The organism is Pseudomonas sp. KCJK9111, assembly GCF_046231935.1.
Classification (GTDB): Bacteria; Pseudomonadota; Gammaproteobacteria; order Pseudomonadales; family Pseudomonadaceae; genus Aquipseudomonas; species Aquipseudomonas parafulva_B.
Genome location: NZ_JBJJMO010000066.1, coordinates 1 through 23,915, shown reverse-complemented (window position 1 = coordinate 23,915; position 23,915 = coordinate 1). Strand labels below are relative to the sequence as shown.

The 23,915-nt window shown below is 62.0% G+C and carries 23 protein-coding genes; 15 read left to right on the top strand and 8 right to left on the bottom strand.

Annotated elements, in window-relative coordinates:
- Positions 1–60: 60 nt before the first annotated feature.
- The 5 genes from ACK59L_RS18245 to dksA all read right to left on the bottom strand — a co-directional run bounded on the left by ACK59L_RS18245 (position 61) and on the right by dksA (position 6,181).
- Positions 61–1,500: a sigma-54 dependent transcriptional regulator gene (locus ACK59L_RS18245; RefSeq protein WP_167338623.1), complete on the bottom strand. Its 1,440-nt coding sequence runs from the start codon at positions 1,498–1,500 to the stop codon at positions 61–63.
- Between the two features lie 4 nt (positions 1,501–1,504).
- On the bottom strand, positions 1,505–4,480 hold the full coding sequence (locus tag ACK59L_RS18240) for an ATP-binding protein (protein ID WP_409275206.1): 2,976 nt from the start codon (positions 4,478–4,480) through the stop codon (positions 1,505–1,507).
- The gene (locus tag ACK59L_RS18235; RefSeq protein WP_003250005.1) at positions 4,464–4,640 is read right to left on the bottom strand and encodes a hypothetical protein; all 177 of its coding nucleotides are present in this window, start codon (positions 4,638–4,640) and stop codon (positions 4,464–4,466) included. The genes ACK59L_RS18240 and ACK59L_RS18235 overlap by 17 nt, the downstream gene beginning before the upstream one ends.
- Before the next feature lie 146 nt (positions 4,641–4,786).
- Positions 4,787–5,674, bottom strand: a complete 888-nt coding sequence (gene gluQRS, locus ACK59L_RS18230) for a tRNA glutamyl-Q(34) synthetase GluQRS (protein ID WP_409275204.1) — start codon at positions 5,672–5,674, stop codon at positions 4,787–4,789.
- A gap of 63 nt (positions 5,675–5,737) precedes the next feature.
- Complete coding sequence (gene dksA, locus ACK59L_RS18225) at positions 5,738–6,181, bottom strand: RNA polymerase-binding protein DksA (RefSeq protein ID WP_409275202.1); 444 nt, start codon at positions 6,179–6,181, stop codon at positions 5,738–5,740.
- A gap of 210 nt (positions 6,182–6,391) precedes the next feature.
- On the opposite strand from dksA, the gene ACK59L_RS18220 reads away from it, so the two are divergent.
- Both ACK59L_RS18220 and sfsA read left to right on the top strand, forming a co-directional pair.
- Entirely contained in the window at positions 6,392–7,564 is a 1,173-nt protein-coding gene (locus ACK59L_RS18220; protein ID WP_409275200.1) for a pyridoxal phosphate-dependent aminotransferase, read from the top strand.
- Positions 7,564–8,277, top strand: a complete 714-nt coding sequence (sfsA, locus tag ACK59L_RS18215; RefSeq protein WP_409275198.1) for a DNA/RNA nuclease SfsA — start codon at positions 7,564–7,566, stop codon at positions 8,275–8,277. Before ACK59L_RS18220 ends, sfsA begins: the two co-directional genes overlap by 1 nt.
- Here the strand turns inward: sfsA and ACK59L_RS18210 are convergent.
- Positions 8,267–8,584, bottom strand: coding sequence for a Rieske (2Fe-2S) protein (locus ACK59L_RS18210; RefSeq protein WP_409275196.1), 318 nt, complete (start codon positions 8,582–8,584; stop codon positions 8,267–8,269). The genes sfsA and ACK59L_RS18210 overlap by 11 nt on opposite strands.
- Between ACK59L_RS18210 and ACK59L_RS18205 the strand changes: the two genes are divergently transcribed.
- Genes ACK59L_RS18205 through ACK59L_RS18190 form a run of 4 tightly spaced genes read left to right on the top strand, consistent with a single transcriptional unit; the run spans position 8,583 to position 11,420 of the window.
- The gene (locus ACK59L_RS18205) at positions 8,583–8,738 is read left to right on the top strand and encodes a hypothetical protein (protein WP_153302481.1); all 156 of its coding nucleotides are present in this window, start codon (positions 8,583–8,585) and stop codon (positions 8,736–8,738) included. The genes ACK59L_RS18210 and ACK59L_RS18205 overlap by 2 nt on opposite strands.
- Positions 8,735–9,619, top strand: a complete 885-nt coding sequence (locus tag ACK59L_RS18200) for a hemin ABC transporter substrate-binding protein (RefSeq protein ID WP_409275194.1) — start codon at positions 8,735–8,737, stop codon at positions 9,617–9,619. Before ACK59L_RS18205 ends, ACK59L_RS18200 begins: the two co-directional genes overlap by 4 nt.
- A gap of 50 nt (positions 9,620–9,669) precedes the next feature.
- Positions 9,670–10,653, top strand: a complete 984-nt coding sequence (locus tag ACK59L_RS18195; protein ID WP_409275192.1) for a FecCD family ABC transporter permease — start codon at positions 9,670–9,672, stop codon at positions 10,651–10,653.
- Positions 10,653–11,420, top strand: coding sequence for a heme ABC transporter ATP-binding protein (locus ACK59L_RS18190; protein WP_058639178.1), 768 nt, complete (start codon positions 10,653–10,655; stop codon positions 11,418–11,420). Before ACK59L_RS18195 ends, ACK59L_RS18190 begins: the two co-directional genes overlap by 1 nt.
- 208 nt (positions 11,421–11,628) lie before the next feature.
- On the opposite strand, the gene ACK59L_RS18185 is transcribed toward ACK59L_RS18190, so the two are convergent.
- Positions 11,629–11,913, bottom strand: a complete 285-nt coding sequence (locus ACK59L_RS18185) for a TfoX/Sxy family protein (RefSeq protein WP_409275190.1) — start codon at positions 11,911–11,913, stop codon at positions 11,629–11,631.
- A gap of 138 nt (positions 11,914–12,051) precedes the next feature.
- On the bottom strand, positions 12,052–13,614 hold the full coding sequence (locus tag ACK59L_RS18180) for an AAA family ATPase (protein WP_409275188.1): 1,563 nt from the start codon (positions 13,612–13,614) through the stop codon (positions 12,052–12,054).
- 115 nt (positions 13,615–13,729) lie between these two features.
- Between ACK59L_RS18180 and mrcB the strand changes: the two genes are divergently transcribed.
- From mrcB to msrQ, 9 genes are all read left to right on the top strand, one after another.
- Entirely contained in the window at positions 13,730–16,051 is a 2,322-nt protein-coding gene (gene mrcB, locus ACK59L_RS18175) for a penicillin-binding protein 1B (RefSeq protein ID WP_409275186.1), read from the top strand.
- Positions 16,052–16,078: 27 nt separating this feature from the next.
- Positions 16,079–16,858 (top strand): tetratricopeptide repeat protein, encoded by a 780-nt coding sequence (locus ACK59L_RS18170; RefSeq protein ID WP_409275184.1) that lies wholly within the window; start codon positions 16,079–16,081, stop codon positions 16,856–16,858.
- Positions 16,859–16,860: 2 nt separating this feature from the next.
- Positions 16,861–17,190 carry a YqcC family protein gene (locus ACK59L_RS18165; protein WP_409275209.1) on the top strand — a complete coding sequence of 110 codons (330 nt, stop codon included), beginning with the start codon at positions 16,861–16,863 and terminating at the stop codon, positions 17,188–17,190.
- Between the two features lie 407 nt (positions 17,191–17,597).
- Positions 17,598–19,322 (top strand): acetolactate synthase 3 large subunit, encoded by a 1,725-nt coding sequence (locus ACK59L_RS18160; protein WP_058639204.1) that lies wholly within the window; start codon positions 17,598–17,600, stop codon positions 19,320–19,322.
- A 1-nt stretch (position 19,323) separates the two neighbouring features.
- On the top strand, positions 19,324–19,815 hold the full coding sequence (gene ilvN, locus ACK59L_RS18155) for an acetolactate synthase small subunit (RefSeq protein WP_003250040.1): 492 nt from the start codon (positions 19,324–19,326) through the stop codon (positions 19,813–19,815).
- Positions 19,816–19,873: 58 nt separating this feature from the next.
- Positions 19,874–20,890, top strand: coding sequence for a ketol-acid reductoisomerase (gene ilvC, locus ACK59L_RS18150; protein WP_058604733.1), 1,017 nt, complete (start codon positions 19,874–19,876; stop codon positions 20,888–20,890).
- A gap of 150 nt (positions 20,891–21,040) precedes the next feature.
- Entirely contained in the window at positions 21,041–21,892 is an 852-nt protein-coding gene (pssA, locus tag ACK59L_RS18145; RefSeq protein WP_023533151.1) for a CDP-diacylglycerol--serine O-phosphatidyltransferase, read from the top strand.
- A 79-nt stretch (positions 21,893–21,971) separates the two neighbouring features.
- Positions 21,972–22,985 carry a protein-methionine-sulfoxide reductase catalytic subunit MsrP gene (gene msrP, locus ACK59L_RS18140; protein WP_409275181.1) on the top strand — a complete coding sequence of 338 codons (1,014 nt, stop codon included), beginning with the start codon at positions 21,972–21,974 and terminating at the stop codon, positions 22,983–22,985.
- Positions 22,985–23,596 carry a protein-methionine-sulfoxide reductase heme-binding subunit MsrQ gene (gene msrQ / locus ACK59L_RS18135; protein WP_196135839.1) on the top strand — a complete coding sequence of 204 codons (612 nt, stop codon included), beginning with the start codon at positions 22,985–22,987 and terminating at the stop codon, positions 23,594–23,596. The genes msrP and msrQ overlap by 1 nt, the downstream gene beginning before the upstream one ends.
- The last annotated feature ends 319 nt before the right edge of the window (positions 23,597–23,915 follow it).

Below are 23,915 nucleotides of genomic sequence, written 5' to 3'. Positions count from 1 at the left end.
CGGGGAAGAACCTTGCAGGGTGACCGAAGACGGGCAGGAGACGCCTCCTGCCCGGTCGAATCAGTTCTCGCTGGTGGCGTTGCTTTTGCGGCGTGGAATGCCCAGGCGCTGCCTGCGCTCCCAAAGGCACTTGCGACTGACACCCAGCTTGCGTGCCAGCTCGGTCTCGGTCATATGGTCCTGGTGCTCGAGCACGAAATGCTGGAAGTAGTCCTCCAGCGACAAATCTTCGGTCGGCTCATGACTGGCCGTGGCGGCACTGGCTACGGTCAGCGCACTGTCGAGCAGCTCGTCCTCGTCCAGATCGCTGAGCTCGATGTCGATGCCCAACAGCTCCGCCGAAATTTCCGGGCTTTCGCTCAGGATGACTGCGCGTTCCACGGCATTTTCCAGTTCTCGCACGTTGCCGGGCCAGCTGTAATGACGAATGGCCTGCTCTGCCTCGGGTGAGAAGTGCAGGTCGTCACGCCCGATCCGCGCGCACTGGCGGGCCAGGAAGGCACTGGCAATTTCGTTCACATCGCTGCCGCGCTCGCGCAGGGCAGGTAGCTTCAGCGCGATCACATGCAAGCGGTAGTACAAGTCTTCACGGAACTGACCGGCCTTGGCCAGGTTTTTCAGGTCCCGGTGAGTGGCCGCGATCAGGCGCACGTCGACCTTTTGTGACTGCACCGAACCCACCCGCCGAATCTCGCCTTCCTGAAGCACGCGCAACAGGCGCGCCTGGGCTTCGAGCGGGAGTTCGCCGATCTCGTCAAGGAACAGGGTGCCGCCGTCAGCGGCCTCCACCAGCCCAGCCCGACCTGCGCTGGCACCGGTAAAGGCGCCCTTTTCATGACCGAACAGCTCGGACTCGATGAGCGTCTCGGGAATCGCTGCGCAGTTGACCGAGATCATCGGTGCCTTGGCCCGTCGCGACAGGTTGTGCAGCGCACGGGCGACCAGTTCCTTGCCGGTACCTGACTCACCCTGGATCAGCACATTGGAGTCGGTAGGGGCGACCTTGCGGATCTTGCTGAACATGTCCTGCATGGGGGCGCAGGAACCGATGATGCCGATATCCCCATTGGTGGCCGGTGCGTTGCCTTTATCCGCGGGGGCAGCCTTGGCGGAGGCCAGGCGTGGCTCAGGGGCTGCAGGTGGCGCGCTTGGCCGATCACGCAGGATGCGCGCAACGGCCTGGAGCATTTCATCATGATCGAACGGTTTGGCGATGTAGTCGACCGCACCCATTTTCATCGAGTCCACTGCCGAGCGCAGGCTTGCGTAGCTGGTCATGATCAGCACCGGCCTGCCCTCGCCGAGCTTGATCAGCTCGGTACCGGGGGCACCGGGCAGGCGCAGGTCGCTGACGATCAGGTCGAAGGTCGCAATGCTGAAGCGTTCCTGTGCTTCCTGCACCGAGCCGGCTTCGCTGACTTGGTACTGGTTCCGTTCGAGCAGGCGTCGCAGGGCCGAGCGGATGATGGTTTCGTCTTCGACGATCAGAATATGCGGCATTGATTCAATTCTCTCGACGGTCTCGATTTTCAGGGGACGTCGCTACGACATGCCGGGGCAGGGTCACGCGGATCCGGGTGCCACGTTGCCGTTCGATATCGGCCGGGCTGTCGATGGTGATTTGTCCATAATGCTCCTCCACGATGGAATAGACCAGCGCAAGGCCCAGCCCAGTTCCCTCGCCAGGGTCCTTGGTGGTGAAGAAGGGTTCGAACAGGCGATCCATGATGTTCTTCGGAATGCCGCTGCCCTCGTCCTCCACGATCAGGTCGACCGTGTGCTCGCAGCCCACGGTGCGCACGCGAATCGCGCTGCCGGGTGGAGACGCGTCCCGCGCGTTGGACAGCAGATTGATCAGCACCTGGGCCATGCGTTGCGGGTCACCCTCTGCCCAGTGGTCGGGGTCGCACAGGTTGAAGAACTGCACCTCGAAGTTACGCCGATTCAAGGCCAGCAGGCCAATGGCATCCTGGGCCACTTCTGCCAGGCACACGGGCTCTTCGCTGTTTTGATGGCTGCCGCCTGCGTGGGCGAAGCTCATCAGCGATTGCACGATGCGCGACACCCGCTTGGTCTGTTCGAGGATCTGGCTGGACAGCTCGATGATTTCTCCATCACCTTCGCGCTCCTCGCGCAGGTTCTGCGCAAGGCAGGCGATGCCGGTGATCGGGTTGCCGATCTCGTGGGCCACACCCGCCGCCAGGCGGCCGATGCTCGCCAGGCGTTCGGAGTGCACCAGCTTCTCTTCCAGGGCCTGGGTTTCGGTCAGGTCTTCCACCAGCAGCACCAGGCCACTGTTGCCTGGGGCCAGCGGTTCGTCGATGGCGGCCTTGTGCAGGTTCAGCCAGCGCGGCTGGCCGTCCAGGGCCAGGCGCTGTTTGTGCAAGTGTTCATCCGGCACATTGATGAAGCCTTGCAGCAGCCCACGCCAGGGTTCGGCAATGGTGATCAGGCGCGAACCGACCACGTGCTTGGCAGCAATGCCGGTCAGCTCTTCCATGGCCTTGTTCCACATGAGGATTTCCTGGTCCTTGGCCAGGGAGCATACCCCCATCGGCAGCTCCTGAAGCGTCTGGCGGTGATAGCGGCGCAACGCGTCGAGTTCGGCAGCCAGGCCGGTCAGGCGCGAGTGGTAGTCCTCCAGCCGGCTTTCGATGAAGTGGATGTCTTCAGTCACATAGTTTTCATTGCCCGACTTGTAAGGCAGGAAGGTCTCCACCATGTCCTGGGCCACGCTTGGGCCCATCAGGCCGGAGAGGTTGGCCTCGATGCGGTCGCGCAGCCGACGCAGGGCGTAGGGGCGCCGCTCGTCGAAGGGCAGGTACAGGTCGCGCAGGGCTTGCTCCACTTCCTTCTGTGCGGCCTTGGCGCCCAGTGGCTTGGCCAGTTGGGTGGCGAACTCCTGCGGCGAGGCCGCATGCAGTTCGCGGCGCTGGGGGCGGCGGACGTTGTCGACGGCGCAGGCTTCGGCAGCGGCCACCTCTTCGTTGCTGGCATTGGTGAACAGGGAGATCAAGGTGAACAGCAGCACGTTGGCGGCCAGCGATGCAATGGCTGCCATGTGCCAACTGGTGTCGTCCAGCACGTAGATCATGTCCAGCAAGGGAATGTAGAAACCCTGCAGGTTACCCAGCAGTGGCAGCAGCATGGTGCCCATCCACACCAGGGTGCCCGCCACCAGACCGGCAATGAACCCCCGCCGATTCGCCGTAGGCCAGTACAGCACCGACAGGACCCCCGGCAGGAACTGCAAGGTGGCCACGAACGCGACGATGCCCAGGTTGGCCAGGCTCTGGTGGTTGCTCTGGGTAAGGTAGAACATGAAACCGGCGGTGATGATGGCCACGATCAAGGCCCGGCGCGTCCACTTCAGCCAGCGGTAGATGTTGCCCTCTGCAGGCGGCTGGTACAGGGGCAGGACCAGGTGGTTGAGCGCCATGCCCGAGAGGGCGAGGGTGGTCACGATGATCAGCCCGCTGGCTGCCGAAAGCCCCCCGACATAGGCCAACAGGGCCAAGGCCTGGTTGTTGGCCGCGATGCCCAGCCCCAGGGTGAAGTATTCCGGGTTGGTACTGGCGCCCAGGCGCAAGCCGGCCCATAGCACCAGGGGCACGGCCAGGCTCATCAGCAGCAGAAACAGCGGCAGCCCCCAGCTGGCGCTGACCAGCGAACGCGGGTTGAGGTTTTCGGTGAACGCCATGTGGTACATGTGCGGCATGACGATCGCCGAGGCGAAGAACACCAGCAGCAAGGTGCGCCACGGGCCCTCCTGCAAAGGCGTGTGCAGGGCCGCCAGCGCCGTCTGGTTCTGCAGCAGCCAGACCTCCAGGCCATGGGGCCCGCCGAAGACACCATACAGCGCATAAAGGCCGATGCCACCCAGGGAGATGAGCTTGATCACCGACTCGAAGGCGATGGCGAAGACCAGCCCCTCGTGCTTCTCACGGGTGGCGATGTGCCTTGAGCCGAAGAAGATGGTGAACAGGATGATAAGGGCACAGAAAGCGAACGCTACCCGGGCCTTGACCGGCTCCCCGGTGAGGATGCTGATGGAATCGGCCACGGCCTGGATCTGCAGAGCAAGCAGCGGCAATACCCCGATCAGCATGATCACCGTGGTCAGCGCCCCGGCCCAGGTGCTGCGAAAGCGGAAGGCCAGCAGGTCGGCCAGGGACGATAACTGGTAGGTACGGGTGATTTTAAGGATCGGATACAGCAACACCGGCGCCAGCAGGAATGCCCCTGAAACCCCCAGGTAACAGGCCAGGAAGCCATAGCCGTACTGGTAGGCCAGCCCCACCGATCCGTAGAACGCCCAGGCGCTGGCATACACCCCCAGCGACAAGGTGTAGGTCAGGGGGTGGCGGATGATCGAGCGCGGTATCAAGCCGCGTTCGCTGACCCAGGCCACGCCGAACAGCACCAGCAGGTAGCCGGCACTGATCAGGATCATCTGGGTCAGGCTAAAGCTCATCGGCATCTCGTTGGCTCTGCAGGATGAAAGTGACGACGATCAGGATGAGCCAGAGCAGGTACGGACGGTACCAGGCTCCGGTGGGCTCGATCCACCAGTCCATGATGGCCGGGGAGAACAGGTAGATCCCCACGACCAGAAGCAGGACCAAACGATAGATGTACATGCGGGCCTCGACGGTTGGGCGCTGCGGGTGTGGATCTATTATTGGCGCATATGGCGTGGCGGATGCTAGCGGGAATCGGCAGCGTTGGCCAAGGGTTTGAATTTCATGGCCTTTTGATTCAGGCGGGCGGGTTATTGAAACCCGGCCTAGTGCAAGTCGGCCTCAGGGACCGTAGTGCGCTGGGCAATGCGTTCGGGCCGCCACTGGGCACGTGCCAAGGCCAGCACTTGGGCTGGGGTGGCGCTTGCGAGCTGCGCGGGCGTGTCCTGGCCCAGTGCCCTGAGCGCCCGCAGCAGCAGCGGGGTAGCCTGGTCGGCCTGCAGGGGCGGCGAGCGATAGGACTTGCCCAGCTTGTGGCCATCAGGCTGGACGATCAGCGGCACATGCAGATAGCGCGGCTGCGTGAAACCCAGCAGCTCCTGCAGGTACAACTGACGGGGGGTGTTGTCGAGCAGGTCGGCACCGCGCACGATGTCGGTGATGCCCTGCCAGGCGTCATCGAGCACCACTGCCAACTGATAGGCATAAAGCCCGTCACGGCGCTGGATGACGAAGTCGCCCACTTCCTGGCCCAGGTGCTGCTGGTACTCACCTTGCACCCGGTCGGTGAAACGGTAGGTCAGCTCCGGCACCCGGATACGAATGGCCGCACCTTCGCGGGCGTGCCCGGCATTGCGACAAAAACCGGGGTAGATACCGCCGTACGCTTCCAGCTGCTTGCGCGAACAGGTGCAGGCGTAGGCCAGGCCCATGTTGAACAGGCGGTCGACCACGCTGGCATAGGCATCAAAGCGCTGGCTCTGAAAGGCCACTTCGCCATCCCATTCCAGGCCGTAGCGTTCCAGGGTTTGCAAGATGGCATCGCGCGCGCCGGGCATTTCCCGTGGCGGGTCGGTGTCCTCCATGCGCAGCAGCCAACGCCCGTCCACGGCTCGGGCGTCCAGCCAGGAAGCCAGGGCGGCTACCAGGGAGCCGAAGTGCAGGAAACCGCTGGGTGTGGGGGCGAAGCGGCCGGTATAACGGGACTGGGTCATGGTCGGGCAGGGCATATAAATGAAGCGGGGCGCATGATGCGCCCCGGCTGGAGAAGAAGACGATCAGCCTTTGCCGACGGTCTTTTCTTTCTTCTCGGCAATTTCCTTGCAGTCGAAGCACAGGTCGGCGGTAGGGCGGGCTTCCAGGCGGCGCAGGCCGATCTCGATGCCGCACGACTCGCACCAGCCGTACTCTTCGGCTTTGATCTTGTCGAGGGTCTTGTCGATTTTCTTGATCAGCTTGCGCTCGCGATCGCGGTTGCGCAGCTCAAGGGCGAATTCTTCTTCCTGGCTGGCGCGGTCGGCCGGGTCGGGGAAGTTGGCTGCCTCGTCCTTCATGTGATCCACAGTGCGGTCCACACTGGTCATCAGCTCTTGCTTCCAGGCGCCGAGAAGCTTGGTGAAGTGCTTTTTCATGGGCTCGCCCATGTACTCTTCGCCCTTGGATTCTACGTATGGCTCGACACCGTACATGGTCTGGGCTTTTTGCTTTTCTACGGTGGACATGAATAGACCGCCTCTCACTCATCTGATCCAATGCGCAGGCTGCTCCATCTCCGGCACCCGCCGGCCCTGCGACTGCGAGCCGCCGAACTTACCAGATAGATCGGGGGTGCGCTAGCCCGCCCGATCCTGCTTACTGACACCGGCGCAAACCGTACGTTCGATTGCATGCAAGGGTAGAATCCAAAGTTTAAACCCGATTGAGAGAAGGACATGGCCCAACCCTACAGTGCGCGCAGCCGCGCCATCGAACCCTTCCATGTCATGGCGCTGCTGGCGCGTGCCAATGAGCTGCAGGCAGCCGGGCATGACGTGATCCACCTCGAGATCGGCGAGCCGGACTTCACCACGGCAGCGCCCATCGTCGCCGCAGGGCAGGCCGCCCTTGCCGAAGGCCACACCCGGTACACAGCCGCCCGTGGTCTGCCTGCACTGCGCCAGGCAATCGCCGGTTTCTATGGCCAGCGCTATGGTCTTGACGTTGACCCGGAGCGCATCCTGATCACGCCAGGTGGCTCCGGTGCGCTGCTGCTGGCCAGCAGCCTGCTGGTCGATCCCGGCAAACATTGGCTGCTGGCCGACCCGGGCTACCCGTGCAATCGCCACTTCCTGCGCCTGGTCGAGGGTGGGGCGCAGTTGGTGCCGGTAGGGCCTGAGGTGAACTATCAGCTCGATGCAGGGCTGGTGCACACACACTGGAACGCCGATACGGTCGGCGCTCTGGTGGCTTCACCTGCCAACCCGACGGGGACTGTACTGGGGCGTGATGAGCTGACCGGCCTTGCCCAGGCCACGCGCGCCCGCGCCGGTCATCTGGTTGTGGACGAGATCTACCACGGCCTGACCTATGGCATGGACGCGCCCAGCGTGCTCGAAGTCGACGATTCGGCCTTCGTGCTAAATAGCTTTTCCAAATATTTCGGCATGACCGGCTGGCGCCTGGGTTGGTTGGTGGCACCCGAAGATGCCGTGGCTGACCTTGAGAAACTGGCGCAAAACCTGTACATCAGCGCACCCAGCATGGCCCAACACGCCGCGCTGGCCTGCTTCCAGCCGGAGGCGCTCGGAATCTTCGAGGCGCGCCGGGCAGAATTTGCCAAACGCCGTGACTACCTGCTGCCAGCCCTGCGCAGCCTGGGTTTCAAAATCGCCGTGGAGCCCCAGGGCGCGTTCTACCTGTATGCCGATATCAGCGCCTTCGGGGGGGATGCCTTCGCGTTCTGTCGACATTTCCTGGAAACCGAACACGTGGCGTTTACCCCGGGGCTGGACTTCGGTCGCCACCTGGCCGGCCATCATGTACGTTTCGCCTACACCCAGAGCCTCCCGCGTCTGGAACAAGCGGTCCAGCGTATCGCCCGTGGCCTGCAGAGCTGGCAGGGCTGATGCGTTTTTCTCCTGCCCTTGAACAAGGTCGGCTGCTGCGCCGGTACAAGCGCTTTCTGGCCGACATCGAACTGCCCACTGGCGAGCAACTGACGATTCATTGCCCCAACACCGGCTCCATGCTCAATTGCATGCACGAGGGTGGCCTGGTGTGGTTCAGTCGCTCCAGCGACCCGAAACGCAAACTGCCAGGCACCTGGGAAATCAGCGAAACCCCACAAGGGAGGCTGGCCTGCGTCAACACCGGGCGCGCCAACCCATTGGTGGAGGAGGCGCTGCGTGCGGGCATCATCACCGAACTGGCAGGTTTCACTGTACTCAAGCGGGAGGTGGCCTACGGTGAAGAAGGCAGTCGTATCGATTTTCGTCTGGAATTCGACGGTGCACCGGCTTATGTGGAAGTCAAAAGCGTGACCTTGGGTTACGCCGACAGCACCACGGCAGCGTTTCCGGACGCCGTCACCCAGCGCGGTGCCAAGCACCTGCGCGAGCTGGCCAAGCTGGCGCGCCAGGGCATACGGGCGGTTCAGCTGTATTGCGTGAACCTGACGGGTATCGAGGCCGTGCGACCGGCCGATGACATCGACCTGGCCTATGCCCAGGCCCTGAAGGCTGCGGCGGCCGAGGGGGTCGAAGTGCTGGCCTATGGGACCCGGCTGGATGCCGAGGGCATCGTCATTGACCGGCGCCTGCCGGTGATCCTTACGCCTTGAGCCAGATGCCCTGGCTGTCTTCGAGGCAGTCCAGGGCCTGCAACGCCTCGCCTTCGCAAGGCCCGGACACACATTCGCCCGTTTCGATCAGAAACAGCGCGCCGTGGTGGCTACAGTGAATAAGGCTGTTGCTTTCGTCCAGAAATCGTTCCTGTGGCCCGTTCAAGGCAATGCCACGGTGCGGGCAGCGGTTGCGGTAGAGATAAACGCTACCTTGGCGGCGAACGCCCAGCAGGAGGACGCCGTCTACGTCGAACGGGCGGCTCTGGCCTTCGGGCAAGCCGTGGGAGGGGCAAAGAAAGTGCATGGCAGGCCTGACTCTGGGTGCGGTGATCGACTTGACGCGTCAATGCGAACAATTATCAAATGGCTGTCATTCGCTGCGCCTGGCTTTGCATGGTGCGCAGTTCTGCCGCCCGCTACAAGGTGTGGGGGCCAAACCGATGAAGGAAATCCAATGATGCGTCGCCTTGCCGCCGTGCTTGTTCTCGCCGCCAGCCCACTGCTCTGCGCCAAGGCCCTGGCAGCCGACCAGCCGAGCCGCTGGGTCAGTGCGGGCGGCGCCTTGAGCGAGTGGGTGGTGGCGTTGGGCGCTGAGCCGCGGCTGGTCGGCGTCGATACCACCAGCCAACACCCAGCCTCATTGAAAGCGCTGCCCAGCATTGGTTATCAGCGCCAGTTGTCCGCTGAAGGCATTCTGAGCCTGCGCCCGGATAGGTTGATAGGTACGGATGAAATGGGCCCGGCGCCGGTGCTGGCGCAAATCACCAGGGCCGGCGTGCCCGTCGAGGTGTTCTCCAGCCAGCCTGATATCGATGCCGTCGGGCAGAACCTCAAGCGCCTGGGCGAGCTGCTTGGGGCCGAGACACGCGCTGCACGTGCAGCCTCAGACTTTCGCCATCAGCTCGATCAGCTGCACGACAACGTACGCCAGGCACAAGCCGGGCAGCCCGCGCCCGGGGTGGTGTTGCTGGTAGGTCATGCAGGTGCCAGGCCGCTGCTGGCAGGCGCCGGCACGGCAGGGGACTGGGTCTTGAAGCAGGCCGGGGGACGTAACCTTGCAACCCATCAGGGCTACAAGGACTTTTCCAGCGAGGCGCTCGCGGCGTTGGACCCGGATGTCATCGTGTTTTCGGACCGCGTGCTCGCCGATCAAGCCGCCTTGCAGGCTCTGTTGAAAGAAAACCCTGCACTGGCCGCCTCGCGTGCAGTGCGCGATCAGCGTCTGGTTCAGCTCGACCCGACCCTGCTGGTCGGAGGGCTGGGGCCGCGCTTGCCCGCCAGCCTTCAGGTGCTGGCGGCAGCGTTCTATCCTTCGGCCAACATCCGCTTCGCGCCATGAGGCCACGGGTTCGACCGCGCACGTTGTTCATCTGGCTGGGCTTGGCATGCATGCTCGCCATCCTGCTTTCGTTGTCGTTGGGGCCCGTAAGCCTGCCGTTGACCGATACGCTGCAGGCCAGCTTGCGGCTTGTGGGTGTGCCGCTTTCAGCGGAGGGTTTGCAGCAGGCGCAGATGATCATTGGCCAGATCCGCCTACCGCGCACGCTGCTGGGGCTGGCTGTAGGCGCAGTGCTGGCCTTGTCCGGGGTGGCCATGCAGGGGTTGTTTCGCAACCCACTGGCAGACCCTGGGCTGGTGGGCGTGGCGGCCGGAGCGGCGGTTGGGGCGGCAGTCGCGATCGTTGGGGCTCGGTGGCTGGGTAACGTCCCCGAGGGTTTGTCACCGTATCTGTTGTCGCTGTGTGCGTTTCTGGGCGGACTGGGTGTAACCGCGCTGGTCTACCGGCTGGGTAGGCGCGACGGGCAGACCAATGTGGCTACCATGCTGCTGGCCGGGGTCGCCATGACCGCACTGGGCGGCGCGACCGTGGGGCTTTTCAGCTACCTGGCCGATGACGCCACCCTGCGCACCCTGACGTTCTGGAACCTGGGCAGCCTCAATGGCGCCAGTTACGCGCGGATCTGGCCTCTGCTGCTGGTCGCGACGGGCATCTCGCTCTGGCTGCCTCGCCGGGCGAGGGCGCTCAATGTGTTGATGCTGGGGGAGTCCGAAGCCCGGCATCTGGGTATCGACGTCGAGCGCTTGAAGCGGGAGTTGGTGTTCTGCACGGCATTGGGCGTCGGGGCGGCAGTGGCTGCAGCCGGCTTGATCGGTTTCGTTGGCCTGGTGGTCCCGCACCTGGTGCGACTGCTGGCCGGCCCTGACCATCGGGTGGTATTGCCTGCCTCGTTGTTGGCAGGGGGGGCTTTGATGCTGATGGCCGATCTGGTTGCGCGGCTGCTGTTGGCGCCTGCCGAGCTTCCCATCGGTATCGTCACTGCCTTCATTGGCGCACCGTTTTTCCTGTACCTGCTGATCCGAGGACGCGCGTGATGCTGCAAGCCGAAGGCCTCTACCTGCGCCGTGGTCAACAGGACGTTCTGCGGGGTATCGATCTGCAGCTGGCGCCTGGGCAGATCGTCGGTGTGTTGGGCCCTAACGGTGCGGGCAAGAGCAGCCTGCTGGGGGCGCTCAGTGGCGAACTCGTGCCTGCGCAGGGGCGGGTGACGCTGCAAGGGCGAGCGCTGTCGGACTGGGCCGGCCCCGAGCGCGCGCAACGGTTGGCGGTGTTGCCGCAGGTAGCCAGCCTAGGCTTTGCCTTCCAGGTGCAGGACGTCGTGGGCATGGGGCGCATGCCACACGCCACCGGGCGCCAGCGTGACGCGCAGATTGTGGAGGCGGCCTTGCAGGCGGCAGACGCGGCACACCTTGCACAGCGCAGTTATTTGGCGTTGTCGGGCGGCGAGCGCCAGCGGGTGCACCTGGCACGGGTGATGGCGCAGTTGTGGCCGGGGGAAGAGGGCGTGACGTTGCTGCTCGACGAGCCGACCTCCATGCTCGACCCGCTGCACCAACACACGACCCTGGAGGCGGTGCGTCGTTTCGCGGACCGTGGCGCTGGCGTTTTGCTCATTCTGCATGACCTTAATCTTGCAGCACGGTACTGCGACCGGATCCTGTTACTGGAACAGGGACGCAGTTACGCCCTGGACAGCCCTGCCAGTGTGCTCACCCCAAAGGCGCTGAAGGCCGTCTTCGGAATCGACGTCATCGTGCAGGCGCATCCTGAGCGGGGGCATCCATTGGTCATCGCCCGCTGAAATAGAAGCCGAATGTGTTCATGAAGTCGGTCGGACATTCGACCTGACAGCCATGCAAAAAAAGACCCGGCAAATTGCCGGGTCAATAACCGTGATTAGCCTGATGAGGAGATAATCTGAGAGTCCGAACCAAGGGCTCTGAGGTTATCCAACCAGTCTCGCGACCAGTTGTGATAATCATAACGATTCTCATTCGTGGGTCAATAGCTTATTGCACTTTATTTTTCGCCCCGCGCTGAGTCGCGGATTCCAACTGTTCGAGCAGTGCCGCCTTGCGCGCATGCGGCAGTGCTCTCCAGTTCACATCCAGCAGGGCGCCCTCGATGGCGAACAGCAGGACCTTGGTAGCGCGAAAGCCGCGAGCCTTCACCGTTAGGTAGGCCTGGACTGCGCCAAGCCGCCGCAAATCCGACGAACTTTGCACCCCGGCAGCCTTCAGCCACTGGACTGAAGTCTTGCCAAGGTTTTTCAGGCAGTAAAGATCCTCGCTCATCACGCCTCCTTGCGATGGTTGAGGAAAGAGCGGATACCGCTAGAGGAAGTGTAGCGGGGCAGGACAAGTGCGCGGCCTTTTAACAAGGCCGCAGGTCGAAGGCGCGTTGCTTGAAATGGCGTCTTGCCGTGTCAGGCATCAGAGCCCGGGCAAGCGCTGACGGATTTGCTCGATGACATGGTCCATGCTGCTGCTCGCCTGGGTGTCTACCGGCGTGCTCAACGCGACTTCCTCGGCAGCCAACGGCTCACGGCTTGCCTGCTGGGCCTGGACGACTTCCAGAGTGGCGTCCGACGGGTCCTGGCTCTGCGCCTGGCGTTGCTGCAACCAGCTGCTGATCACGGCATCCGGGGCATGGCAATCGAGGATCAGGAACGGTACGCCAGTTTGGCTGGCGACGTCGGCGGCAGCCTGGCGCTGTGCATGCTTGAGGTAGGTGGCGTCGAGCACCACCGGTAAGCCTGCCCGCAGCACAGTAGCCGCAATCTGATGAAGGCGCTGGTAAGTGGCAGTACTGGCCTCTTGGTCGTAGATGCCTGCGCTCAACTGGCCCGTCGCGTCTTGCGCCTGCTCGCCGAACAGACGTTTGCGTTCCACATCCGAGCGCACGCGCACGGCGCCCAGCGCTTCGACCAGGCGCATGGCTACGTGGCTCTTGCCGACAGCCGAAACCCCATGGGTAATGGCCAGCAGGCGTGAAGGGATGGCGCTGTAGCTTTCTGCGAGATTGGCGTAGTTGCGGTAGGTGCGCAGGGTCGTGGCCTTCTGTACGCCATCGGCGTCGGCAGGCATGCTGAACAGCGCGACCTTGGCACGCACCAGTGCGCGGTAGGCCTTGTAGAAATTGAGCAATTCCAGCCCTTCATAGTCCCCGGTCAGTTCCAGGTACTGACTGATGAAACGCCGGGCCAGGCACTTGAGCCCGCGGTCCTCCAGGTCCATGGCCAGGAAGGCGGTGTCGGCATAGACGTCGGTCAGGCGGAAGGGCTCATTGAACTCGATGCAATCGAAGATCACCACCTGGCCATCAATCAGCGTGGCATTGCCCAGGTGAATGTCACCGTGGCATTCGCGAATGAAACCTTCGGCCTTGCGGCGTTCGAGCAGCCCATGCAAACGGTCGAAACTGCTGCGGGCCCAGGCTTGCAGGGCGTCGAGCTGTTGCAGATCGGCCTTGTCGCTCAGAAACGGACGGATCTGTTCGAAGTTCTGTTCCACCGGTGCCATCACGCTCTCGGGCGTACCCAGCGGGTGCTCCACGGGCACGCGAGGCGCTTGCAGGTGGAATTCGGCGATCTGGCGGGCCATCTGGTCGACATGGGCAGCGGTTAGCTCACCGTTGGCCTGGAGCGTGGAGAGCATCTGTCCCTGCGGGAACTGGCGCATTTTCAAGGCGAATTCGATTGCCTGGCCCTCTCCACCGATCTGCGGGGCGTCGGCGCTGCCGGTGATCGGCAGCACCTCCAGGTACAGACCATCGGTCAGGCGCTGATTCAGGCGCAGTTCTTCGTTACAGAAGTGCTGGCGCTGATCCAGGTGGGTGAAGTCGAGGAAGCCGAAGTTCATCGGCTTCTTGATCTTGTAGGCATACTCACCCGTGAGCAATACCCAGGAGATATGCGTCTCGATGAGGTGGAACCCATCCACGGGGTGGGGGTACAGGGCAGGGTTCTGCAACGCAGTGATGAGGGCTTGGCTCACGGGAAATCCTTCCGGGGGCAGGGAATTCGAATCGGCCATTATGGTCAATGGTGCCGTCCCTGCCTACCGCCGGGCCGCCTGCCCAGCCTCAGTAAAGTGCGTATAATCCGCCGTCATGACTCGATCTCGAAATTCCCGTCCCCCTAAAAAACGCCCGACCGGCCGCTCCCGTGCCTGGCTGGGCTGGGCTTTGAAGCTCAGCCTGGTCGGCTTGGTGATCATCGCCGGCTTCGCGGTCTACCTCGATGCCGTCGTGCAGGAAAAGTTTTCTGGCAAGCGCTGGACCATCCCTGCCAAGGTGTATGCCAGGCCGCTGGAGCTGTTCACCGGCCAGAAACTGAGCAAGGATGATTTCCTCACCGAACTCGACGCGCTGGGTTATCGCCGTGAAAGTGCCGCCAACGGGCCAGGCGCGGCAGCGGTGAACGGCAACACGGTGGACCTCAATACCCGTGGCTTCCAGTTCTATGAGGGCATGGAACCTGCCCAGTTCGTGCGTGTACGGTTTTCCGGTGATTACGTGGCAGGGCTTGCGGGCGCCAATGGCAAGGCCTTGGATGTGGTCCGGCTCGAGCCGCTGATGATCGGCGGCATCTACCCCAAGAACCTCGAGGATCGCATCCTGATCAAGATCGACCAGGTGCCCAAGTACCTGCTCGAAACCCTTGTGGCCACCGAAGACCGTGATTTCTACAGTCACATGGGCGTGTCCCCCAAATCCATCGCCCGGGCCATGTGGGTCAATACCTCGTCCGGATCGATGCGCCAGGGCGGCAGTACCCTGACCCAGCAGCTGGTCAAGAACTTCTACCTCACCAGTGAGCGCAGCCTGAGCCGCAAGCTGACCGAGGCGATGATGGCGGTCTTGCTGGAACTGCATTACGACAAGCGCGAGATCCTGGAGGCCTACCTCAACGAAGTGTTCGTCGGCCAGGACGGCCAGCGTGCCGTGCATGGTTTCGGCCTGGCCAGCCAGTTCTTCTTCAGCCAGCCGTTGTCCGAGCTCAAGCTGCACCAGATCGCATTGTTGGTCGGCATGGTCAAGGGCCCGTCCTACTACAACCCGCGCCGTTACCCGGAACGTGCGTTGGCCAGGCGTAACCTGGTACTGGACCTGGTCGCCGAACAGGGCGTGGCCAGCCAGGCCGAAGTGGATGCGGCGAAGAAGATGCCCCTGGGCGTCACCAAGCGCGGCAGCTTGGCCGACAGTTCGTTCCCGGCCTTCCTGGACCTGGTCAAGCGCCAGCTGCGCCAGGACTACCGCGACGAAGACTTGACCGAAGAGGGGCTGCGAATTTTCACCAGCTTCGACCCGATCCTGCAGATGAAAGCCGAAACCTCGATGAACGAGACCTTCAAGCGCCTGGCCGGGCGCAAGGGCGCCGACGAGGTGGAATCGGCGATGGTCGTGACCAACCCTGAAACCGGCGAGGTGCAGGCCCTGATCGGCAGCCGCCAGTCGGGCTTTGCCGGCTTCAACCGCGCCATCGATGCCGTGCGCCCGATTGGTTCTCTGGTCAAACCGGCGGTGTACCTGACGGCCCTCGAGCAGCCGAGCAAGTACACCCTGACCAGCTGGGTGCAGGACGAACCGTTCTCGGTCAAGGCTGCCAACGGACAGGTGTGGCGCCCGCAGAACTACGACAGGCGTTCGCACGGCACCATCTACCTGTACCAGGGGCTGGCGCATTCGTACAACCTCTCCACCGCCAAGCTTGGCCTGGAAGTGGGTGTGCCGAACGTGATCAAGACCATTGGGCGACTGGGCGTGGACGTGGACTGGCCGGCGTTCCCATCGATGTTGCTGGGTGCAGGCGGAATGTCGCCGATGCAGGTCGCGACCATGTACCAGACCCTGGCCAACGGTGGCTTCAACACGCCGATGCGCGGTATTCGCAGCGTACTGACGGCCGAAGGCGAGCCGCTCAAGCGCTATCCGTTCCAGATCCAGCAGACATTCGACCCTGCGGCCATCTACCTGGTGCAGAACGCCATGCAGCGGGTCATGCGGGAAGGCACCGGGCGCTCGGTGTACAACACCTTGCCGCGTACCCTCACCCTGGCGGGCAAGACCGGTACCAGCAACGATTCGCGTGACAGCTGGTTCTCAGGCTTCAGCCAGGACCTGCTGGCGGTGGTCTGGATGGGGCGCGACGACAACGGTAAAACGCCCTTCACCGGCGCTACCGGCGCGCTGCAGGTGTGGACCAGCTTCATGAAAAAAGCCGACCCACTGCCGCTCGACATGCCCCAGCCCGATAACGTGGTGCAGGCCTGGATTGATCCCTACAGCGGCCAGGGGTCTGACAGCAGCTGTCCGGGCGCCGTGCAGATGCCGTATATTCGCGGGAGTGAACCGCCTGCCGGCGCGACCTGTGGCGGCGAGCAGAATCCAGCTGAATCGGTCATGGACTGGGTCAAGGGCTGGATGAATTAAGCACAGGCTGCATTGAAGAGGTGTGACGTGAACAAGTGGCTGTTTCCTGCCGTGACGGCGCTGGTGGTGCTCCAGGGGTGCTCCAGCGTGCCTCGCGGCAATATACCGGTGGTCGACTCCAGTACCCGCGTGTCCAACAGCGAGCGCGTCACGGCCAAGCGCCAGGCCCCTGGCATCAATGCCGGCACGCCCCAGGCGCAGACCCTGCCGGAAGACTCCGGCGTCACGGTGATGATTCCCCAGGGGGCCGGGGCGTCCGGCATCCAGACGTTCCCTGCGGGCAATGGCGCGGCGCCTACCAGCACGACGCCGATTACTACCGAGCCGGTCAACGCCCAGCCGATCACCACTGACCCTAACCCCATTGCCGACGAGCCTTTCGATATTGCGTCGATGAACAGCGCGTCGGCCCCCAAGGCCAGCAGCGCGCCAACCGGTATTCCGCGAAGCGGCGCTGGCGGCGGGTTGTCTGCTGACGAACAGCTCGATGGGCCGGTGCTGGCACTGCTGACCACCGCCCAGACGCAGCAGGGCAGCGGCGATTTCAACGGCGCTGCCTCGAGCCTAGAGCGGGCCCAGCGGATCGCGCCGCGGGAGCCGCAGGTACTCTACCGGTTGGCGCAGGTCAGGCTGTCCCAGGGTGACGCCCCGCAGGCCGAGCAGTTGGCGCGTCGTGCGCTGACCTATGCCAATGGGCGTCCGAGTCTTCAGGCCGAGTTGTGGAACACGATCGCCCAGGCGCGTGAAAAGCAAGGCGACAGTGCCGGGGCAGCGCAGGCACGGCAAAAAGCACGGGTGAGCTCGTGACGGTGCAGCCGCGGGTACTGGCCGTTGCCGACCACCTGATGCTGATCGAGCGTGAGTTGCAGGTGCAAGGTTGGTGGGACGACGAGGCGCCTGAGGACAATGCACTGCAGAGCACGGTGCCCTTCGCGGTCGACACCCTGCGTTTCGAGCAGTGGCTGCAGTGGATTTTTCTGCCGCGCATGAAGATCATTATCGAGTTGGGTCACCCATTGCCCAACGCGTCGGGGATCCTCACCATGGCTGAAACCGTGTTCGTGAATCGACCGGAGCAGAGCCGGGAGCTGCGCCGGCTGTTGGCAGCATTCGACCAATTGATCGCCTCGACCGCCTGATTTATTCCAATTTTCCTTCAAGGGCCGCAGATTGTGGCCCTTTTTTATGGAAATCTTAATTTTTCTGCTGCTTTAGTGATTTTTAGTGGTGCCAGGAATTCATCTTGGCTGAAAATTGGCAATAATTTTTCTTGACTTGTCGCCGCCAAATCACAAGAATCCAACTTCCGCTGTAGTGGGACTGCCAGAAGCAGACCCGCTAAGCAGATCATGAGGCGCACACCCGCGCCGACCTGTTACACCCCGCAACGCGTTACCTCGCGCTGGGTGGGAAACCCCCGCAACACTCTGGGGAGCTCCCAATACTTGCTCAGTCAGTGCTGACGTTCGCTCATGCTCTGCTTGGCAGTAAACCTATTAAGACCCGCCTGTTGGGGCGGTATTCTGGCGTTTTAGAGGTGAACAACGTGGAGCTTTTATCTGGCGCTGAGATGGTCGTCCGCTTCTTGCGTGACGAAGGCGTTAAGCACATCTACGGGTACCCTGGTGGTGCTCTCCTGCACGTCTACGACGCGCTGTTCAAGGAACCGGAAGTCGAGCACATCCTGGTTCGCCACGAACAGGCGGCGACCCACATGGCTGACGGCTACGCCCGCGCTACCGGCAAGGCCGGCGTGGTGCTGGTGACGTCCGGCCCGGGTGCGACCAATGCCATCACGGGCATTGCCACTGCCTACATGGACTCCATTCCGATGGTCATCCTGTCCGGCCAGGTGCCTAGCACCATGGTAGGTACCGATGCCTTCCAGGAAACCGACATGATCGGTATCTCCCGGCCTATCGTGAAGCACAGCTTCATGATCAAGAACCCGACCGAGATTCCGGAAATCCTGAAAAAAGCGTTCTACCTGGCGCAATCCGGCCGCCCAGGTCCGGTAGTGGTCGATATCCCCAAGGACATGACCAACCCGGCCGAAAAATTCGAGTACGTGTACCCCAAGAAGGTCAAGCTGCGCTCTTACAGCCCGGCCGTACGCGGGCATTCCGGGCAGATTCGCAAGGCAGCAGAAATGTTGCTGGCCGCCAAGCGCCCGATCGTCTACGCCGGCGGCGGCGTGATTCTGGGTGGTGGGTCCGAGTCCCTGACCGAGATCGCCAAGTCGCTGAACCTGCCGGTCACCAATACCCTGATGGGGTTGGGCTGCTTCCCGGGTACCGATCGCCAGTTCCTTGGCATGCTGGGTATGCATGGCAGCTTCACTGCCAACATGGCCATGCACAACGCCGATGTCATTTTCGCCGTCGGTGCGCGTTTCGACGACCGTGTGGTCAACGGCCCGGCCAAGTTCTGCCCGAACGCCAAGATCATCCATATCGACATCGACCCGGCTTCGATCTCCAAGATGATCAAGGCCGACGTACCGATCGTTGGCCCAGTGGACAGCGTGTTGTCCGAGATGATCGGCATTCTCAAGGAAATCGGCGAGCAGCCTGAGAAGGCGGCGCTGGATGCCTGGTGGAAGCAGATCGATGAATGGCGTGGCAATGGCGAACTGTTCCCTTATGACAAGGGCGACGGCAATGTCATCAAGCCGCAGAAAGTCATCGAGACGCTGTGCGAAGTCACCAACGGCGATGCATTCGTGACCTCGGACGTGGGCCAGCACCAGATGTTCGCTGCCCAGTACTACCGCTTCAACAAACCCAACCGCTGGATCAACTCCGGTGGCCTGGGCACGATGGGCTTCGGCTTCCCGGCAGCGATGGGCATCAAGCTCAATTTCCCGGATCAGGACGTTGCCTGTGTTACCGGTGAAGGCAGCATCCAGATGAACATCCAGGAGCTGTCGACCTGCATGCAGTACGGCCTGCCGGTCAAGATCGTCAACATGAACAATGGTGTGCTGGGCATGGTTCGCCAGTGGCAGGACATGGCTTACAACGGCCGTCACTCGCACTCTTATGTCGAGTCGCTGCCTGACTTCATCAAGCTGGCCGAGGCCTATGGCCATGTGGGCATCCGCATCACCAGCCTGAAGGACCTCAAGCCCAAGCTTGAAGAGGCCTTCGCGATGAAGGATCGCCTGGTGTTCATCGACATCGCGGTTGACCGCAGCGAGCATGTCTATCCGATGCAGATCAAGGACGGTTCGATGCGTGACATGTGGCTGAGCAAGACGGAGCGTACCTGATATGCGGCACATCATTTCCCTGCTGCTGGAAAACGAACCGGGTGCCTTGTCCCGTGTGGTCGGCCTGTTCTCCCAGCGCAACTACAACATTGAAAGCCTGACCGTGGCGCCGACCGAAGACCCGACCCTGTCGCGTCTGACGTTGACCACCGTTGGCCATGACGAAGTGATCGAACAGATCACCAAGAACCTGAACAAGCTGGTCGAAGTGGTCAAGCTTGTCGACCTGTCGGAAAGCGCTCATATCGAACGCGAGCTGATGCTGGTCAAGGTCAAGGCCACCGGTGCCCAGCGTGCCGAGATAAAGCGCACCACGGATATCTTCCGTGGCCAGATCGTCGATGTGACTGCCAGCGTGTACACCGTGCAGCTGAGCGGCACCAGCGACAAGCTGGACAGCTTCATCCAGGCCATCGGCACTGCATCGATTCTCGAAACCGTGCGCAGCGGCGTTACCGGCATTGCCCGTGGCGACAAAGTGCTCAGCATCTGAATTCAACAATAAATTAGCGATGGCTCCATTGGGGCCGGGATATAACCAGGGGTATTTCATGAAAGTTTTCTACGATAAAGACTGCGACCTTTCCATCATCCAGGGTAAGAAAGTCGCCATCATCGGCTACGGCTCCCAGGGCCACGCTCAGGCGTGCAACCTGAAAGACTCCGGTGTGGACGTCACTATCGGTCTGCGCAAAGGTTCGGCCACCGTTGCCAAGGCAGAAGCCCACGGCCTGAAAGTGACCGACGTAGCTTCGGCAGTCGCCGCTGCCGACCTGGTCATGATCCTGACCCCGGACGAATTCCAGGGCCAGCTGTACAAGCAGGAAATCGAACCGAACATCAAGAAGGGCGCTACCCTGGCGTTCTCCCATGGCTTCGCGATCCACTACAATCAGGTGGTTCCACGTGCCGACCTCGACGTGATCATGATCGCGCCGAAAGCCCCAGGTCACACCGTGCGCTCCGAGTTCGTCAAAGGTGGCGGTATCCCTGACCTGATCGCCATCTACCAGGATGCTTCGGGCAACGCCAAGAACGTCGCTTTGTCCTACGCCTCGGGTGTAGGCGGTGGCCGTACCGGCATCATCGAAACCACCTTCAAGGACGAGACCGAAACCGACCTGTTCGGCGAGCAGGCCGTGTTGTGTGGCGGTACCGTCGAACTGGTCAAGGCTGGTTTCGAGACCCTGGTCGAAGCCGGCTATGCCCCGGAAATGGCCTACTTCGAGTGCTTGCACGAGCTGAAGCTGATCGTTGACCTCATGTACGAAGGCGGTATCGCCAACATGAATTACTCGATCTCCAACAACGCCGAATACGGCGAGTACGTGACCGGTCCAGAAGTCATCAACGAAGAATCCCGTAAAGCCATGCGCAATGCACTCAAGCGCATCCAGGACGGCGAGTACGCGAAGATGTTCATCTCCGAAGGCGCTACCAACTACCCATCGATGACCGCCAAGCGCCGTAACAACGCCGCGCACGGCATCGAAGTCATCGGCGAGAAGCTGCGTTCGATGATGCCGTGGATCTCGGCCAACAAGATCGTCGACAAGACCAAGAACTAAGGTTTATCGAACGATGAAAAACGCGGCTTAGGCCGCGTTTTTTCGTTCTGGCAGCCAGCTTCTGGTATAAAGCAGACCAGTGGCCCGCCGTCAGAACCTGTTTAGCGGGCCCGTGTCGAACTTTTTCCATCCTGTTGCAAGGTACCCTCCATGAGCGAACGTCCCGAAGAGCCGAACAAGCCCTCCGACGCCGAAAGCCTGCTACCTGTCGATGAGCACATTGAAGAGGGGCATGACGACGAAGGGCGCAAGGTGCGTCATCGCGGCATTTATCTGCTGCCCAACCTGTTCACCACCGCGAACCTGTTCGCTGGTTTCTATTCCATCATCAGTTCGATGAACGCACAGAGCGCCCTGAGCGCTGGCGACCCGCGCGAAGCGAGCAAGTATTTTGCCTTTGCTGCCATCGCCATCTTCGTGGCCATGGTGCTCGATGGCCTCGATGGCCGGGTAGCGCGCATGACCAATACCCAGAGCGCCTTCGGCGCCGAGTACGATTCGCTGTCGGACATGGTCGCCTTCGGCGTGGCCCCCGCGCTCCTGGCCTTTGGCTGGGCGCTGGGTGACATGGGCAAGGTCGGCTGGATGGTGGCCTTCATTTATGTGGCCGGTGCTGCGCTTCGCCTGGCGCGTTTCAATACACAGGTGGGCACCGCCGACAAACGCTACTTCATCGGCCTGGCCAGCCCCGCTGCAGCCGGCGTGGTGGCCGGTACGGTATGGGCGTTCAGCGACTATGGCATCCAGGGCTCGAAGCTCTCGTTCCTGGTGGCGCTGTTGGTGGCGGCTGCGGGCATGCTGATGGTCAGCAACATCAAGTACAACAGCTTCAAGGAACTTGACCTCAAGGGGCGCGTGCCTTTCGTGGCGATCCTTGCCGTGGTGCTGGTGTTCGCAGTGGTCTTCAGCGATCCTCCGCGCATTCTGCTGCTGGCCTTCCTGGCCTATGCGGCTTCCGGCCCTATCCAGTTCCTGCTGCGCTCGCGTCGTCGCAAAGGGTGACAATCCCTTAATTGTGGAATAACCCTCCGGCTCCATAGTCTTACTGGTACATCCGTTACCCAGTGCTATGGAGCCGCTCATGCTTATCAAGCTTCCCAGGTCATGCGAATGCAAGGCGTCGGAGATCACCCCTGAAGGCCTCTATCTCTCACGCCGCACCCTGATGGGTGGCTCGCTCGCGGGTCTGGCACTGGGCACGCTGCCGGGCAACGTTCTGGCCGGCGAGCCGTCTCGCTACCCTGACGTACAGGCTGGCAAGGCGCCTGCCTGGTTTGCCGAAAAGCTGCCCGGTACCCGATGGCAGGCGGTGACGGCCCAGAACGAAGCCGTGACCCCCTTCAAGGATGCCACCCACTACAACAACTTCTATGAGTTCGGGCCCGACAAGGGCGACCCGGCTGCCAACGCAGGCAGCCTCAAGACCGAACCCTGGAGCGTTGTCATCGATGGGGAAGTAGGTAAACCTGGTCGCTATGCACTGGAGGACTTCGTCAAACCCTACCAACTCGAAGAGCGTGTCTATCGACTTCGCTGCGTGGAAGCGTGGTCGATGGTCATTCCGTGGCTGGGCTTCCCCTTGGCGCACGTGCTCAAGCAGGTCGAACCCACCTCCAAGGCCCGTTACGTCCGTTTCGAAACCCTCGAGGATCCCAAGAGCATGCCTGGCCAGCGTTCTGGCTTTGCATTGATCGATTGGCCTTATGAAGAGGGGCTGCGCCTGGACGAGGCGATGCATCCGCTGGCCATCCTGGCAGTCGGTATGTATGGCCGGGAGCTGCCGAACCAGAACGGGGCCCCGCTCAGGTTGGTCGTGCCCTGGAAGTATGGCTTCAAAAGCATCAAGTCGATCGTGCGCATCAGCCTGGTGGCAGAGCAACCGAAAACCACTTGGCAGGGGTTGGCTCCGGATGAGTATGGCTTCTATGCCAACGTGAACCCGACCGTCGACCACCCGCGCTGGAGCCAGGCTCGTGAACGCAGGTTGCCTAGCGGGCTGTTCAGTCCCAATGTGCGAGAGACACAGATGTTCAACGGCTATGCCGATGAGGTGGCGTCGCTGTATGACGGGCTGGATCTGCGGAAGAACTACTGATGAGATATCCCTGGTTTCGTCTAGGTATATTCATGGCAGGCTGCTTATTTCCGGCCTGGTGGCTGTATGAGGCATCGGCCAGCCTGTTGGGCCCTGATCCGGGCAAGGTGTTGGTGGACCGGTTGGGGTTGGGCGCCTTGGTGTTTCTGTTAATCAGCCTGTGCATGACGCCATTGCAGCGGGTTACCGGTTGGCCGGGCTGGATCGTGGTGCGACGTCAGCTCGGGCTGTGGGTGTTTGCCTACATCGTGTTGCATGTGCTGGCGTACCTGTTCTTCATTCTGGGGTTGGACTGGGGGCAGTTGACGGTAGAACTGCGCAAACGACCGTACATCATCGTGGGTGCCCTTGGTTTGCTGGGTTTGCTGGTGTTGGCGGTCACGTCCAATCGCTACAGCCAGCGCCGCCTGGGCGCGCGGTGGAAGAAGCTGCACAGGCTGGTCTACGCAGTACTGGGCCTGGGGCTGCTGCATTTCCTGTGGATCGTGCGATCTGACCTGCGGGAGTGGGCTGTCTATGCCTTTATTGGGGTGTTGTTGATGGTGCTGAGGATACCGGCTGTTGCCCGTTCGCTTGCGCGCGTGAACCGCAGCAAGGGGAGGGCGGCTTGAGGTGGCCTTGGAAGGTGACAGGCACTTATCTTACGATTTCTGAAATTAATGGTTGACGCGGTTTCGAATCCCCTTATAATGCGCCCCACTTCCAGCGACATCGGAACGCGAAACTCCTTGAGATTCAATGAGTTAGCTAGTTCGGGTGGTGCTGTAAGGGCTACGATCGAACAGGTCGGCAGCGGTTGAGAAGAAGGTTGACAGCGTGTTGAAACGCTGTAGAATTCGCCTCCCGCTACGAGAGATCGAAGCGAGTCAAGTGTTTGAAGTTGAACGGGTTTCTCGAAATAAACTTCAAAATAAACGCTTGACAGGCAAC